We start from the raw sequence: 13704 nt of genomic DNA, 5'->3' as shown, positions 1-13704 counted from the left end.
CGCGGTACGGGAAGGCCTCGGTGGTGGCCGCGGCCCCTCACAGCCCGGCCAGGGCGATCGTTCAGTCTCCCGAGACCGTAAGGAGGGGCTCAACCCTCTCCGTCAGCAAACCTCTCCGCGAGCTCGCGATGCCTGTCTGCGGCCGACTTCGCCTGGGCAGGGCCGATGGTCGATCCCGGCATGCTGCCCAAGCGTTCGACCTGCTCCGCGAAGTGCAGGTGCTTGCGCCGGGCGTGCTCCCGGCAGGCGAGGCAAGTGACGTTCTCCGGACGCGGCGAGGTCATCGCATAAGGCACCCTCAGCCCGCATCCGGTAGTGACGAGGCTCGGCAGGTCACCCGCCAGACCGAACGTGGATGCCACGACGTTACGGACGGCGGCATCGCCGTGGACCACCTGCGACTCGACATGGATGTGCGGATCGTTCCCGTCCACGCGTCCCCCCTGCCCCGGCTCCCCGGCGACCGGACCGACCCGGAAGTGCTCCCGGCCGGCCGCAGACTGCAGGATGAGTCTCCCATGCCACGGCCCGGTCACGGCGATCACTCATTCCCCTGAACAGTCAGCGAGCCTCAGAACGAGCGGCGACGTCGACGGGAACGTTGTCCATGCCGCGGCAGAGGTCGTCCATCGCCCGCTGCGTGATACGGGCCGGGGTGGCGCGGACGGCGAGGTCGCGGGCGGCCACCGCCAGGGGGTGGGCGAGGGCGGCGATCCGGCCCGCGCGGCGGGACCGGACCCGGAGGGCGTCGGTGCGTGCACAACGGGCCGCGCTGTAGGCGGCCAGGGCACCCGGTATGCCCGCCACGTCGGTACCGTCCAGGAGGTGGGCGAGGACGACGGCGTCCTCGATGGCCTGGCAGCCGCCCTGGCCGAGGTTGGGGGTCATGGCGTGGGCGGCGTCGCCGAGCCAGACGAGGCGGCCCCGGTGGTACCGGGGGAGTGGGGCGGCCAGGTCGTGGAGGTCGTGCTGGAGCACGGCCGCCGGGTCGATCCGCTCCAGCAGCGCCGGGATCGGGTCGTGCCAGGCGCCGTACCGGCGCAGGAGTTCGGCGCGGGGGTCGGCGGGGCGGTATCCCTCGGGGGCGACGGCGGTCGCGTAGACGTAGACCCGGCCGTCAGCGAGCGGGACGACGCCGAAGCGCTCGCCGCGGCCCCAGGTCTCCGCGGCGGCCGCCGGAGCCGGACCGTCGGCGGGCAGGACGGTGCGCCAGGCGGTCTCGCCGCTGTAACGAAGGCCGGGGTGGGCCGGGTAGTGCTGCTGGCGCAGCGGGCTGTGGATCCCGTCGGCGGCGATCACAAGGTCGGCGGTGAACTCGCCCGACGCGGTACGGACGATCGGGCGTTCGGCCGGGTCGTCGGTGCCGTTCGCGGCGGTGACGGAGGTGACGGCGACGCCGTAGTGGATCGCTTCCTCGGGGAGCCCGGCGGTCAGGGCCTCGACCAGGGCTTCGCGGTGCACGGCGAGCGGGGCAGACCCGTACCGGGCCGTCATGGCGCCGGTGTCGGCTCTTTTCAGCCAACGGCCGTCGGGGCGGCGCAGTCCGAGCGCGGCGGGTGCGGCGCTTCCTGCGGCCCGGGTGACGTCGAAGCCGATGGAGTCGAAGGCGCGCAGGGCGTTGGGGGCGAGGACGATCCCGGCGCCCACGGCGGCCGGCTCGGGCGACCGCTCGCAGACGGTGACCTGCCAGCCGCGACGGTGCAGGGCCACGGCTGCTGTGAGCCCGCCGATCCCCGCACCGGCCACGACCGCACGACGCTGAATCCCTGACATGTCACACCACGCCCTTCCCACCCCGGTTAGTCCTCTACATCTGTAGTGGACATGGCCTCACTCTACAGCTGTAGAGTGAGGCCATGTCCACCCCTCTCGCTCCTTCGCCCGCCCCGGACCGCCGCACGGTGATCGCGGACACGGCGATCGGCCTCGTCGCCGCCGCCGGGCTGCGCGGCCTGACTCACCGTGCCGTCGACGGCGCTGCGGGGCTGCCGGCAGGCAGTACCTCGTACTACTTCCGCACGAGGACCGCCCTGATCGCCGCCTGCTACCAGCGGCTGGCGGAGCTGGACATCGGCGACATCGAGGGTGGCGGCGCCCCCGCCGCGCTGCCGCCGGACCGGGAGGCGGCCGCGGCGCTCCTGGCGGGGCTGCTCCACCGCTGGCTGACCGTGGGGCGCGAGCGCCAGCTGGCCCGCTTCGAGCTCAGCCTGGAGGCGGCCCGCAACCCCGCGCTGGAGCCGGAACTCCACCGGGCGGGGCAGGCTGCGCGCGCCCGGGCTGTCAGGATCCTGGCCGCGCTCGGCGCGGACCGGCCTCAAGAGGACGCCGAACTCCTGGTGGCGTGGATAGACGGGCTGCTCTACGACAGACTCGCTGGCGCCCTCGCCCGCTCCCGCCCAGCCCCGGACCCGGCCGAACTGACCGCGACCGCCCGCCGGATGATCGACGCGGCCCTCGCCGGGGCGCCCTGACGGCTGTCACGTATCCGGCCTTCGGGAGCGTCGGCCCCGACCTGCGAACCGCCATCCGCGAGGGCGTCGAGGGGCAGCTCCCGCGGAGGGAGGTTCCTCCGAGGAGATGACGCCCCGCCGCCACCACCGTTCTGCCACGGAGAAACCATGCTGATCAAGCAATATTCGGGTCACTCGGGCAACTCGGGTAACCCGAATATCCCGGATAACGCAGCGCGCCCGGCCCCACGCCGGGTACGCGAACCCCACCCGGACAAGTGGTGGGGATACGCCGCTGCGATATGGGGACTTCTGTTTGCAGTACCCAGCTTCGTCTGGGCGACGGGCAGCACCTTCGGCGCGCGGTCGACAGTGGCGCCGTCGCTGGTGAAGCTCGCCCGCGACGGGGTGCCCTGGTTCCTGGCCGTCTTGTGGGTGACCGGATTCCTCAAGCTCTTCGGGTCGCTGATCGGCATCGGTCTGACACGGCTGCGGGGCCCGCGGGTCAGCCGTTTCCTCGTGTTCTGCGGCGGCGGCGCAGCGGTCCTGCTCGTCTGGCACGGCGGCCTCTTCGTCATCCACGGTGTGCTGGTCGAGGCCGGGACCACCTCTGTCGAGCCCGGGCTGCTCGGGCTGACCCGCTGGTATCTCTACCTGTGGGGGCCGTGGTTCATCCTCGGCGGCCTGGCATTCGCCGCCGCCACCACGCAATACGTCCGCCGTCAGGACACCTCGCGCGAGATGCGGCTTTACGGTGCCGTTGGTGTGCTGGGCGCACTGCTCCTGTCGCTGGCATCGGCAGTCACCGGCATCGGCTGAGGGCCGCCGCGCCCCCTGCCGGAACGGGACCGGGGAGCCGGGGAGGAGCGGTGGCTGGTTCGGCCTGTGCCGCCCGGAATAGGCGTGCTGTACCTTCTGAACATCCCGCCGGGCCGGGAGGCCGTCCCGGGCCCTGTACAGGTGAACTTCCGTGAAGTCAGCATCCCGCCTGGCGGTTCCACGGGAAAGCACTGCCATCACGGCCAGCTGGTCGGTGTCGTCAAATTCGGCACGCTCACCCACTACGCACCCGTGTACCCGGGCGGGGTCCACGTGTACCGCACGGGCGATTCCATCACCGAGGGCAGGGGATACGTCCACGAGGGGCGCAACGAAGGATCCACTCCCCTGGTTCTCTGGGCCACGCTGGCCGGTCGCCTCCGACGAGATGCTCACGATCGCGGCACCGCTCCTGGCCGGCGCTAGCATCACCCTGCTGGGGGTGGTGATCGAGCAACGCGACGTGTTCCGCTGGGCGGACCCCCTGCTGCTCGCGCTCGTCCTTACGGTGATCTTCATGATCGTGGCGATGGTGTGGGGAGTCAGCGCCCGCGGCCACCTGTACTCCCGCAACGATCTCCAGGACTGGTGGGGCCCGCTCGACATGCTCCCTCCGGAACTGAACGAAGAACTGATCAGGGAGCAGCAGAGCCAGTTCGCGAGGTGGCTCAAAGGAATACGTCTAGCGATGCGCTGCTTCAACCTGGGCCTCGTGCTCCTGGCGGTGAGCGGCATCCTGGCGCTGGTACCGCCGGACCACGAGGCCACGCCGCTGTGGCGCTGGACCGCTGCCGGAGCCGTAGCCGCCACCGTCGTGGGTATAGGTGTCGCCAGGGCATGGCCGGGAGTCCGGACCAGGGTATGGCCGCGGGACCGGAGATGAGGGGCCCCTCGGTTCCTCGGCAGCGGCCCGGCCCGGTCCAGCCCGGCTCGACTCGAAACGGCAGCAAGGAGAACAGCGATGCCAAGCGCGCCTTCCCGGCAATGTCCTCTGTGCGGCGCCGCTCACGGTGAAAGGTCGGACCACTACCCCGGCTGCCCCCTAAAGGAGAAGGGGGTCCCGTTCGCGGAGGCGGTCAGGATGACGCAGGAGGAAGCCGAGGAACTGCTGAACCAGTAGCTGCCGGCCCAGGTCGACCGACCTCAGCGGTGCGGACGGCCGGCGCCGGGCCTGCCCTTACTGCCGCAGGCCTCTTTCACCGCTCCGGCGTACTGGCTGACGACGGGCACCATGGTGAGGTCCTGCCGGCACACGGTGGACTCGACGTCGGTCGAGAGCTTCCGCACGGGAGCGAGGGGATCGTCGGCGCCGGCGGCATGGGCGGGTGCGGCAGTCATACCGAGCATGACCGCACTGAGGGCACTGAGAGCGCTGGGGGTGGCGAACAGCTTCATGCCTCAGTTATCGATTCAGCGGGCTTGAGGTTGCGCGTCGATGGTCCTTACAGGTGTACGAGGTGACCGTCTCAGAGGGGCCGATCGCACTGGGCGAGGTCCGTTTCCGCCAGAGGCTTCCCCTCCGGGGTCATGTAGCTAATTTCACCGGACCGGCCTGCCTCCCTTGTGCGACTTCCTTGATGCTGGGCGCCGGACTGGAGGCATCCGAGGGGAGGCAGAATCCCGCCGTCGCCACGAGGAACACCGAGGCGATGACCGCCCGCCGTCTGCGGGAGAGTGCCATGACCTGACTCCTTGTCGTCTTCGCGCCGATGCTCAGAACACCACGGACCAGCCCTCGCGCCCGGCCTGCCCTGCCGTGTACGAGACGCCGTGTACCTTCCTGCCGTCGGCGTCCAGGAGGGAGATCTCCCCGCCGTGGTTGCCGAGCTGGGCGCCGTTGGTGAGCGGGACGAGCAGGCAGGCGCCCGGGGCAAGGGTGCCCGGGGGAACAGTGCCGCCGTGGCCGAGCCGGTCGATGACGCGCCATCCGGTCAGGTCGACAGGGTCGGGCGAGGCGTTGATGAGGGTGACGTTCTCCCGCTCAGGCGCCGGACCGAGGGGGTTGACGAGGGCGGCCACGATCCGTACCGGTTGGCTGTCCGGCTCGGGGCGGGTGCCGCCGCCCGGGGGGAGGGCGTGGCCGGTGACGTCATCCGTCTTCCACTCCTGGCTCTGGAAGGCGAGGAACACGGCGACCCAGCGGGACCGGCCCGGGAAGTGGATCAGCAACCCGCCGTCCTGCCACACCCCGTCACTCTGCCGGAACTTGGGGCTGTTGCCCTGGTTCATGTGGATGTCGTGGACGCCGTTGCCCGGCAGGAACCCGAAGACCTTGTCCTTGATCTTCTGCTCGGGTCCCCAGCGCTCGCCGAAGGCGTACAGCCTGGCGGTGGGGTCCTCGACCGCATCCCGCACGTAGTGGTCGAGGATGTCGGCGAGGTCGTTGTCGGGCCCCTCGACATCGGGCGGAAGGGCCCGCATCTTCGACGGGTCGAAGAGGTTGCCGCGGACGAAGTCGAGGTTGGGCCCGCCGGGCCCCGGCGGCAGAGCGTTCCAGCCGCCGGCGAGGCCTGTGAGGCGGTCGGTGACGGGGTGCCGGAAGTCCTCGTGGACGAGGTAGAGCAGCTCGGACGGCTGCTCCTGCGACTCGACGTTCACGGCGATGCGGTAATGCGTCCCGTGATCATCTATGAGATGGATTTGATAGTGAGGCGTGTCGGCGGCACCCTCTCGACGGGTGTCGACTGCGCGTGCGACGAGCACGCCGTATGTCTTCAGTGGCATGACGACCAACTCCCCCGCGGGGCGGCCGCGTCGCTCGCCCCGTGGGGGAATGGTAATGGGCCCATCGCCCCTATCACCTGCCTGCTCGGTGATTTCTGCGTGCAGAAATACGGAATGGGCTCTTGCGCTTGTCGGGTGCGAACGCGACGGGCGTGTCGGGCTGTGAGGGCAGCCCATTGCACACCCTGTAGCGTGTAACGCATGAATAGCTCTTATGACCCTTACGAGTTGCGTTCGGGTGTGCCCTCCGTCGAGGTCTTCCGCCGCCTGCGCACGGATGCCGGTCTCTCCGACAAAACCCCAGAGGCCGTCGCGCTCGCCCTGCCCAACACGTGGCACGGCGTGGTCCTCCACCACGAGGGCGAGCCCATCGGCATGGGGCGAATCATTGGAGACGGTGGTACCGCGTTCCAGATCGTCGACATATGCGTTCACCCTGCGCACCAGGGGCGCGGCCTCGGCAGGCTCATCATGGCCGCGCTCACCGAGGAACTGGAGCGCCGGGCGCCCGCTACCGCTTACGTCTCTCTGATCGCGGACGGTCCCGCACGCTTTCTCTACGAGAAGTTCGGCTTCGCAGATACCGCCGCGCACGGCTCGATCGGCATGTACCGCATGATGGGCGAGAGCTGACGGCCGCGGGCCGCCCGCTCACGGAGCGCCGCTGCCGGCGGTACCCGGATCGCTCAGTGATCCACCGGCGGCGGCTCCGCTCAGGAGCGGCAGGCTCCGGCACGTAGAGCCGCGAGGGCGGACCCCCGCCTCATCCACTACCAGGCCGGCGCCTAACCGCGGCGCAGCTTTCGGGACGGAGGCGCCCGGAGCCGCCGACGGCCGGAGCCCATGTCGCATCAGTCAAGGGCGGCGCCTGGTGGGGGCCACTGCCTGCGGGAAGGGATCAGCAGACGCAGGAGGCGGGTGCCGTAGCGCAGCTTCCAGTCGTCCGGGCACCTGATGCGCGTGATGAGGGCGGCTGTGGACCTGTTGATGGAGCCCGTCGCCTCGGCGGCCGACGCCGGGTCCAGGAGCCGGTCGCAGTTGAACCAGGCCAGGCCCCGGACGACGCGGATGCCGTAGTTCGTCAGCAGCTCGTCGTCCCGGGTGAACAGCCGGTCCAGGGAGCGCAGACCGCGGCAGTACCGGTCGGCCAGGTCGTCCTGCACCTCGTCGATGCACTTCGCGAGCAGCTCGTTCATCCGGTGGAAGTCGCCGATGCGGTCGTGGTTGCTCCGTTGGGCGTTCAGGGACCGCAAGGCGAGGGGCAGGTCGTACGACATGTGCGCCATCATGGAGAAGAGCACGTCCTCGAGGACGTAGGACCGCCGGGCGGTGGAGGCGGCGTATACGTCGCGCCATGGCGGCGGGATGGCCTCCGGCAGGTCCGCCCGGTCGATGACGGCGTGCCGGCGCGGCGGCTGGTTTTCGAGCCAGGCGTCGATGGCCGCTATCGCCGTGAAGTAGGCGGATGCGAGGGAGACGGACAGGTCGGCGACCCAGTGCGGCTCCCGGAACGAGAGCGCGTTCGTGCGCAGGCTCGCGGCCAGGCTGGAGGTGAGCCGGTAGTAGGTGTAGGCGAACACCGCACGGGAGTCGCGCGTTTCGTCGTACCGTCTCACGTGGTCCGCGAGGCTGCGGACGACGTCTGCGACCTTCTCGGCGGGGGAGGAGTCCACGGCCGTCATGGGCGGTCTCCGGAGGTGCTGTCGGATACGGGGGCCCGGGTGGCCCGGGTGGTCCGGGCGGCCTTCTCCGTGGCCTTCGCCCAGTCGCACACCAGCTCGCCGGCGAGTGCGCGCCGGTCGGCTGCCACTTGGTAGGTCGCGGTCCACGCGGTTCCCAGCAAAGGCATGAGGTAGGTGGACGCCATACCCGTTTCACGGATTTCCGCCGGATAGGTGAAGGTCCGTGCGAGGACCTTCGGCACGGGGCCGAATTGCTCGTCCGCGTGCACGATGACCTTGCGGCCATCAGGGTCGAGGACGTAGCGCTCCTGCAACAGGTAGAGCGTCACACCGAATTTCGAGAGCCTGACCGTGTTGTCGGCCTCTCCGAAATCTCCCTCGCGCGGCTTGGCCACGATGGTGGAGTCCAGCCGGGACGCGCCGCTGAGCCCCTGGGTGACGCAGAGGGCGATGACCAGCAGCCGGTTCTTCGCACCGATCTCCCGGGCGCGCAGGAAGCGCCGCCACGAGGTGACGCGGAAGGTGAACGTCCCTCGCCAGGCTCCTGCCCCCACCTCGAAGTAGTAGACGTGACTGGGTGCTGTGGTTGTCACGCTGTGCAGCGTAATGCCGTGGCCCCTGCTCACCGGGGAAGGTCGGCCCGTGTTGCCCCAGCAGCCGCTCTTGGACCGGTTCGTCATGTGGTGCTGGCCCACCAGGGTGTTCGCCGCACAGGCCCTACGGCCCGCCGTCCCTGCGCGCTCAGGGATCGGCTCCCGGCCACTCTTTCGGGTGGAGCGCATCCGCTACTGGGTGTAGTCAGGGATGATTCGGGCACTTCCGGGCCAGGTGCGGATTTCGCACCGAGCACTGACAGCAGGGGGGTCTTCATGGAGCAGCAGGAGCTGTACGAACCGCCGATGATGGTGGAGGTCGGTGATTTCGCCGAGCTGACGCGCGGAGAGCCCACCGGGGCGTTCTACGAGGGCGGACAGCCTCCCTACGAGTGGTACCTGGGCCCCAGCTGAGGACCGTGCCGTCAACCTATGACCGGTGACGTGTGGTTCACGATCCTTCCGGACGGTGAATCGGGCTCGTCCGCCGCGCAACTCCTGCGCCCCTGGGCGACCAAGGCGATCGCTCACCACTCCGGTCGGCCGTGGTTGCTGGGCAGCTGGCCGGACGGGTATGTCACGGTGGGCGCCGCAGGCGCGCGGCGGCTGGCGGTGATCGGGCGCTGTCCGGTCACCGCTGGTGAGCTGTCCGCACGGGCCGGCCGGGTCCGTGACCTCGCGGACGTGGAGCGTGCGGCCCAGGGCCTGACGGGCAGCTTCCATCTCCTGGCCTCGGTGGACGGCCAGGTCCGGGCCAGAGGCACCGCATCCGGGGTGCGGCGGCTCTTCCACGCACGCGTGGGCGGGACGGCAGTGGCCGCCGACAGATCGGACAGACTCGCGTCAGCGACCGTCGAGGCCGTGGAGGGTGCGGGGGCCGGGGCGGGCGTGGACGAACGGATCCTGGCTCTTCACCTCCTGGCCTCGCCACTTCCGTACCCGCTGGACGACCGATGCGTGTGGCGGGGCGTCCAGGTCTTGCGCCCCCACGACTGCCTGCTGATCGAGGCGGACGGACGGGCCCGTACGCGGCGGTGGTGGAACCCTTCGGAGCCGGAACTCACACTGGCACAAGGGGTACCCGCGGTACGCGAGGCGCTGACCGCCGCGGTGCACGCCTGTACGGCCGGCGGCGGAACGGTGAGCTGGGACCTCTCAGGAGGCCTGGACTCCACCAGCCTCTGCTTCCTGGCCGCCCGGGAACAAGCCCGGAGACAGCCGGACGAGGCCCGGCTGGTGACGCTGGGCTGGCAGAGCCTCGACCCCAGCAACGACGATGCCACCTGGGCCGCGCGCGCCGCCGAGATGCTCCCCGGCATCGAGCATGTGACGCCCGACCGCCACGAATGGCCCCTGTGGTACAGCGGCTTGCCGGATCTGACCGGCAGCACCGTTCCCACCGACGAGCCCGGCCCATGGGTGCGCGACAGCGCCAGAATCGCAACGGCCGCCCGCCTGATGACCGCCCGCGGGTCACGCCTGCACATGATGGGCGGAGGCGGGGACGAGCTCTTCTCCGCGCTTCCCCCGCACCTGCACGACTACCTCCGAAGCCACCCACTGGCGGCGTTCACCCGCATCCGCACACACCGGGCCTCCCAGCACTGGCCCTTGTGGCCGCTGCTACGCCAACTTGCCGACCACCGGCCCTTCGGTCAGTGGTTGGCCGCCTGGGCGGACAGCCTCACCGAACCGGAGCCCCCTCTCATGGCTCCAAGCCGCCGCGCCCCCTCGACGGCGTGGGGCGGCATCGACCTGCGCATGCCCTCGTGGGCAACTCCTGACGCGGTCCGAGCCGTACAGAGCCTGCTCCGCGAAGCCGCCGAGACCGCCGAGCCCCTCGCACCCCGGCGGGGACAGCACGTGGCGCTCGCCTCCGTACAGGCCGGCGGGCGCGGCGTCCGCCAACTCGACCATGCTTTCTCCCGCAGGGGACTGGCGTACGCCGCGCCCTACCTCGACGACAACGTGCTTGAGCGAGATCTGGCTCCGCTCCCATACCGAAAGCACCCGCTCACCAAGCGCCGCGACCACCCAAGAAACACCGTGAGCCTCGCCCTGCGCCATGACGTCTGCGCGACGGACACCGAGGACGACATACCGCCGCTCGACGAGGCCACCGGCCAATAGTGACAGCTCAACGGCGCGGCCCCCTCGGGCCTGACCCTCACCACGGTGAGTGTGCCCCAGCATGGCTCGGCTCGGCCACCATCACCGACAACAAGGTCCGCTACACCCCGCAGCCGGACTACGTGGGTACCGACACCTTCACCTACACCATCAGCGACATCTTCGGACAGACGGCCACGGTCACCGTAACCGTGACCGTCGGCTGACACCCCACCGCGCTGCGAGTCGCCGGCCCGGACAGCACCCGCTGTCCGGGCCAGCGGCCTTACTGGGAGGGCTTGGCAGTGGCAGGGCATGCTCAACGGCATTCCTCAGGCCTTCAGGCCTCAGGCCTCAAGTCGCAAGCCTCAGTCGCCATGTGGCGAGTGATCAGGTCGAGCAGCCGCTGGACCGCGGCGTCCGCGTCCGGGCGGAGGACGGCGGTGACTTGGGTGTCCAGGTTGGGTGACGTGCCCCGCAGCGGGACGAAGGTGACTCCGGGGAGGGCGAATTCGTGCAGTGTCTCGGGGAGGGCGCTGACGCAGAGCCCGGAGGCCACGTAGCTGAACAGGCCGGTGAGGTCGTCGGCGCTGGCCCGTAGCCGGGGAGTGAAGCCCACTTCGTGGCAGGCGAGCTGGAGCTGCTGCGCGAGCGACGGCAATGCCGTGGCATCGGGCAGGACGAAGTCCTCCTCGCGCAGGTCAGCCAATCCGATCGCTTCCTCGCCGGCCAGCCGGTGGTCGGTGGGGAGAGCTGCGGCGAGGCGTTCGACGGCGACGTCCTGGGTGACCAGATCGGCCGGTACGGGGGAGGGGTCGCGCAGGAAGCCCAGGTCGAGGGCGCCGGACTGGACCATTTCCGCGACGGAGGCCGAGGAGTCCTGGCGCAGCTTGATCCGCAGGCCGGGCATCTCCCGGGCGGCCGCGCGCAGCAGCCGGGGCAGGTAGCGGTGGCTGAGGATGCTGACGTACCCCACCCGCACGTCGCCCTCCAGCCCGTGTGCGACGCGCCGCGCGCGTTCGAGGGCGGCGTCCTGGAGGTTGAGTATCCGCCGTGCGTCCGTGGCGAAGGCCGAGCCCGCCGGAGTCGGGCGCACGCCGCGCGGCCCGCGCTCCAGGAGGGTCACGCCGATGCCCCGCTCCAGGCGCTGGATGGCCTGGCTGAGGGGTGGCTGGCTCATCGAGAGGCGCTCCGCGGCCCGGCCGAAGTGCTGCTCGTCGACGACGGCCAGGAATTGTTCGAGGAGGCGCCTGGTCAGTTCCATATGGCAAACCATATCTCGATCTATCAAAACATATATTGGACAGACATCCCGCTCGGGGCGTTGACTCGGTCGTGGGAGCTCCGGTCGACGAGCCCGGCGCTCCTTTCCTCCCCAGAAATCCCTGAGACGGGAGACGCTGCGGGAGCCGTACGACGCCGAGCCGGCAGGCCCCCGTCCGCGGTGCCGCAGTGGTCTCCCTGGAGTACTCCGATGCGCTCACAGGACGTCGCGCGCCTGTTCACCACCCCGGTGAACGCGCCCGCCTATGCCCCCACCCGGTACCGGTTCGCCGACCGCGAGTACCTCAACATCACCTATCGCACCGACCCCGAGGCCCTGCACCGGATCGTCCCAGAGCCGCTGACCGTCCCCGAGCCGCTGGTCCGCTTCGAGGTGATCCGGATGCCGGATGTGACGGGCCTGGGCGACTACACCGAGGCGGGCCAGCTCATCTCCGTCGAGCACGACGGCGAGCACGGTGAGTTCAACCTGGCGATGTACGTCGACAGCGTGCCGGCGATCACCAGCGGCCGCGAACTGAGCGCCTACCCGAAGAAGTTCGGCTCGCCCGTGCTCCGTGTCGACTCCGACACGCTGGTCGGCACCCTGGACTACGGCTCGCTGCGCGTGGCCACCGCCACCATGGGCTACAAGCACGAACCGATGGACCTGGACGAGGCCTGCGCGGAAATCCGTACACCTACGTTCATGGTCAAGACCGCACTCGGCTACGACGGTACGCCGCGCATCTGCGAACTGGTCCGCACCCGGATCGACGACATCACCGTCAAGAGCGCGTTCCGCGGCCCGGCCCGGCTGCAGTTCTTCGCCCACGCGCTGGCGCCGCTCGCGGACCTTCCCGTCCTGGAGGTCGTCGGCGCGAGCCACATCGTCGCCGACCTCACCCTCAGCCCCGCCGAAGCGGTCCACGACTACCTCGCCGGCTGAGGGTTCCCGACGCCGTGGCCGACGCCGACGCCGTGGCCGTGGCCGTGGTCAGGGCCGTGGTCAGGGCCAGCCACCAGCACCACCGGATATCGAGAGAAGCGTGAAGATCATGGACAACAGAACCGAAACGGCAGCGGTGGACACCGACCGCCTCCCGGGCACGTACCGGCGGGCCACGATCATCGGCGGCGGAGTGATCGGCATCTCCTGGGCCGGCCTGTTCCTCGCCCACGGCATGGACGTCGTCGTCAGTGACCCGCGCCCCGACGTGGAGAAGCTGGTCCTCGACGGCTTGGAGGAGGTCGTCGAGGGCCTGGCCGGGCTGGGGCTGCCCACCGAGGGCCTGGCCGACCGGCTGCGTTTCGAGGCCGACCTTGCCACCGCCGTCGCGGACGCCGACGTCGTCCAGGAGAACGGGCCCGAGCGCCTGGAGGTCAAGCAGGAGATCTGGCGGACCGTCGAGCGGGCCGCGCCCGCCCACGCTCTGCTGGCCACCTCCACCTCCGGCATCCCGGCCACCGCCATCGCACAGGCGATGCGGCAGCCCGAGCGCCTGGTCGTCGGCCATCCCTTCAACCCGCCGCACCTGGTGCCGCTGGTGGAGATCGTGCCCGGCGAGCGGACCTCCCGGGCCACCGTGGAGCAGGCCCGCGACTTCTACACGGCGCTGGGCAAGCAGCCGCAGATCCTGCACAAGGAGATCCCCGGCTTCGTCGCCAACCGGCTGCAGTCCGCCCTCTTCCGCGAGGCCGTCCACCTGGTGGCCGAGGGAGTGGTGACCGAACAGGAACTCGACGACATCGTCACCGACTCCATCGGCCTGCGCTGGGCTGTTGCAGGCCCCTTCCGCACCTTTCACCTGGGCGGCGGTCCCGGAGGTCTGCCGCATTTCATCGAGCACCTCGGCCGCGCCATGGAAGCCACGTGGCCGAGCCTGGGCAGTCCCGCCTTCGACGAGACCACCGTAGCCCGGCTGACCGAGCAGGCCCGGCAGGCCTTCGGCGACGTGCCGGTCGGTGAACTCGCCGCCCGCCGCGACCGCGCGCAGGTCGCCCTGATGCGTGTCCTCGGCGATGGCCATGACCCCGGCACACCCGCTCCCACCCGCGACTGAC

17 protein-coding genes are annotated in these 13704 nt (G+C 70.3%); 10 read left to right on the top strand and 7 right to left on the bottom strand.

Going from position 1 to position 13704, the window contains the following annotated elements:
- Positions 1-89 precede the first annotated feature (89 nt).
- Both NQU55_RS25795 and NQU55_RS25790 read right to left on the bottom strand, forming a co-directional pair.
- Complete coding sequence (locus tag NQU55_RS25795) at positions 90-434, bottom strand: hypothetical protein (protein WP_256791243.1); 345 nt, start codon at positions 432-434, stop codon at positions 90-92.
- Between the two features lie 127 nt (positions 435-561).
- Complete coding sequence (locus NQU55_RS25790) at positions 562-1773, bottom strand: FAD-dependent monooxygenase (RefSeq protein WP_168096833.1); 1212 nt, start codon at positions 1771-1773, stop codon at positions 562-564.
- Between the two features lie 83 nt (positions 1774-1856).
- Between NQU55_RS25790 and NQU55_RS25785 the strand changes: the two genes are divergently transcribed.
- The 4 genes from NQU55_RS25785 (at position 1857) to NQU55_RS25775 (ending at position 4152) form a co-directional block, all read left to right on the top strand.
- The gene (locus NQU55_RS25785) at positions 1857-2471 is read left to right on the top strand and encodes a TetR/AcrR family transcriptional regulator (protein WP_168096834.1); all 615 of its coding nucleotides are present in this window, start codon (positions 1857-1859) and stop codon (positions 2469-2471) included.
- Between the two features lie 147 nt (positions 2472-2618).
- On the top strand, positions 2619-3269 hold the full coding sequence (locus NQU55_RS25780; RefSeq protein ID WP_256791242.1) for a DUF3995 domain-containing protein: 651 nt from the start codon (positions 2619-2621) through the stop codon (positions 3267-3269).
- Positions 3270-3335: 66 nt separating this feature from the next.
- Positions 3336-3695: a cupin domain-containing protein gene (locus NQU55_RS37185; protein ID WP_372504807.1), complete on the top strand. Its 360-nt coding sequence runs from the start codon at positions 3336-3338 to the stop codon at positions 3693-3695.
- 16 nt (positions 3696-3711) lie between these two features.
- Positions 3712-4152 (top strand): hypothetical protein, encoded by a 441-nt coding sequence (locus NQU55_RS25775; RefSeq protein WP_256791241.1) that lies wholly within the window; start codon positions 3712-3714, stop codon positions 4150-4152.
- Positions 4153-4412: 260 nt separating this feature from the next.
- Here the strand turns inward: NQU55_RS25775 and NQU55_RS25770 are convergent, their stop codons facing one another.
- Both NQU55_RS25770 and NQU55_RS25765 read right to left on the bottom strand, forming a co-directional pair.
- A complete protein-coding gene (locus NQU55_RS25770) occupies positions 4413-4607 on the bottom strand; it encodes a hypothetical protein (protein WP_256791240.1) in 195 nt (64 codons plus the stop codon).
- A gap of 375 nt (positions 4608-4982) precedes the next feature.
- Positions 4983-5993 carry a DUF2278 family protein gene (locus NQU55_RS25765; RefSeq protein WP_256791239.1) on the bottom strand — a complete coding sequence of 337 codons (1011 nt, stop codon included), beginning with the start codon at positions 5991-5993 and terminating at the stop codon, positions 4983-4985.
- Positions 5994-6194: 201 nt separating this feature from the next.
- Between NQU55_RS25765 and NQU55_RS25760 the strand changes: the two genes are divergently transcribed.
- Positions 6195-6626: a GNAT family N-acetyltransferase gene (locus NQU55_RS25760; RefSeq protein WP_256791238.1), complete on the top strand. Its 432-nt coding sequence runs from the start codon at positions 6195-6197 to the stop codon at positions 6624-6626.
- Positions 6627-6844: 218 nt separating this feature from the next.
- Here NQU55_RS25760 and NQU55_RS25755 read toward each other — a convergent pair whose 3' ends face one another.
- Positions 6845-7675, bottom strand: a complete 831-nt coding sequence (locus NQU55_RS25755) for a DUF5995 family protein (protein WP_256791237.1) — start codon at positions 7673-7675, stop codon at positions 6845-6847.
- Positions 7672-8268, bottom strand: a complete 597-nt coding sequence (locus NQU55_RS25750) for a hypothetical protein (RefSeq protein WP_168095871.1) — start codon at positions 8266-8268, stop codon at positions 7672-7674. The genes NQU55_RS25755 and NQU55_RS25750 overlap by 4 nt, the downstream gene beginning before the upstream one ends.
- A 276-nt stretch (positions 8269-8544) precedes the next feature.
- Between NQU55_RS25750 and NQU55_RS25745 the strand changes: the two genes are divergently transcribed.
- From NQU55_RS25745 to NQU55_RS25735, 3 genes are read left to right on the top strand one after another with little or no spacing between them, the layout of a single operon-like run.
- Entirely contained in the window at positions 8545-8682 is a 138-nt protein-coding gene (locus NQU55_RS25745) for a lasso RiPP family leader peptide-containing protein (protein ID WP_168095872.1), read from the top strand.
- Between the two features lie 18 nt (positions 8683-8700).
- Positions 8701-10398: an asparagine synthase-related protein gene (locus NQU55_RS25740; protein ID WP_168095873.1), complete on the top strand. Its 1698-nt coding sequence runs from the start codon at positions 8701-8703 to the stop codon at positions 10396-10398.
- The gene (locus NQU55_RS25735; protein WP_168095874.1) at positions 10398-10604 is read left to right on the top strand and encodes an Ig-like domain-containing protein; all 207 of its coding nucleotides are present in this window, start codon (positions 10398-10400) and stop codon (positions 10602-10604) included. The genes NQU55_RS25740 and NQU55_RS25735 overlap by 1 nt, the downstream gene beginning before the upstream one ends.
- 113 nt (positions 10605-10717) lie before the next feature.
- Here the strand turns inward: NQU55_RS25735 and NQU55_RS25730 are convergent, their stop codons facing one another.
- Positions 10718-11641: a LysR substrate-binding domain-containing protein gene (locus NQU55_RS25730; protein WP_168095875.1), complete on the bottom strand. Its 924-nt coding sequence runs from the start codon at positions 11639-11641 to the stop codon at positions 10718-10720.
- A gap of 210 nt (positions 11642-11851) precedes the next feature.
- Between NQU55_RS25730 and NQU55_RS25725 the strand changes: the two genes are divergently transcribed.
- Together NQU55_RS25725 and NQU55_RS25720 are read left to right on the top strand one after the other, a co-directional pair.
- Positions 11852-12589, top strand: coding sequence for an acetoacetate decarboxylase (locus NQU55_RS25725; protein ID WP_256791235.1), 738 nt, complete (start codon positions 11852-11854; stop codon positions 12587-12589).
- Positions 12590-12698: 109 nt separating this feature from the next.
- Entirely contained in the window at positions 12699-13703 is a 1005-nt protein-coding gene (locus NQU55_RS25720) for a 3-hydroxyacyl-CoA dehydrogenase family protein (RefSeq protein ID WP_168096739.1), read from the top strand.
- Position 13704 lies beyond the last annotated feature (1 nt).

This window comes from Streptomyces telluris, assembly GCF_024519335.1.
Lineage (GTDB): Bacteria > Actinomycetota > Actinomycetes > Streptomycetales > Streptomycetaceae > Streptomyces > Streptomyces telluris.
Note: the sequence above shows the minus strand (reverse complement) of the source record. Positions and strands in the feature narration are given on the sequence as shown.

What these genes read in the sequence shown, in the direction of transcription:
- NQU55_RS25785 (WP_168096834.1), top strand. Translation starts at nt 1,857, where the DNA reads ATGTCCACCCCTCTCGCTCCTTCGCCCGCCCCGGACCGCCGCACGGTG.
- NQU55_RS25720 (WP_168096739.1), top strand. Translation starts at nt 12,699, where the DNA reads ATGGACAACAGAACCGAAACGGCAGCGGTGGACACCGACCGCCTCCCG.
- NQU55_RS25725 (WP_256791235.1), top strand. Translation starts at nt 11,852, where the DNA reads ATGCGCTCACAGGACGTCGCGCGCCTGTTCACCACCCCGGTGAACGCG.
- NQU55_RS25760 (WP_256791238.1), top strand. Translation starts at nt 6,195, where the DNA reads ATGAATAGCTCTTATGACCCTTACGAGTTGCGTTCGGGTGTGCCCTCC.
- NQU55_RS25730 (WP_168095875.1), bottom strand. Translation starts at nt 11,641, where the DNA reads ATGGAACTGACCAGGCGCCTCCTCGAACAATTCCTGGCCGTCGTCGAC.
- NQU55_RS25755 (WP_256791237.1), bottom strand. Translation starts at nt 7,675, where the DNA reads ATGACGGCCGTGGACTCCTCCCCCGCCGAGAAGGTCGCAGACGTCGTC.
- NQU55_RS25745 (WP_168095872.1), top strand. Translation starts at nt 8,545, where the DNA reads ATGGAGCAGCAGGAGCTGTACGAACCGCCGATGATGGTGGAGGTCGGT.
- NQU55_RS25770 (WP_256791240.1), bottom strand. Translation starts at nt 4,607, where the DNA reads ATGACTGCCGCACCCGCCCATGCCGCCGGCGCCGACGATCCCCTCGCT.
- NQU55_RS25740 (WP_168095873.1), top strand. Translation starts at nt 8,701, where the DNA reads ATGACCGGTGACGTGTGGTTCACGATCCTTCCGGACGGTGAATCGGGC.
- NQU55_RS25780 (WP_256791242.1), top strand. Translation starts at nt 2,619, where the DNA reads ATGCTGATCAAGCAATATTCGGGTCACTCGGGCAACTCGGGTAACCCG.
- NQU55_RS25790 (WP_168096833.1), bottom strand. Translation starts at nt 1,773, where the DNA reads ATGTCAGGGATTCAGCGTCGTGCGGTCGTGGCCGGTGCGGGGATCGGC.
- NQU55_RS25765 (WP_256791239.1), bottom strand. Translation starts at nt 5,993, where the DNA reads ATGCCACTGAAGACATACGGCGTGCTCGTCGCACGCGCAGTCGACACC.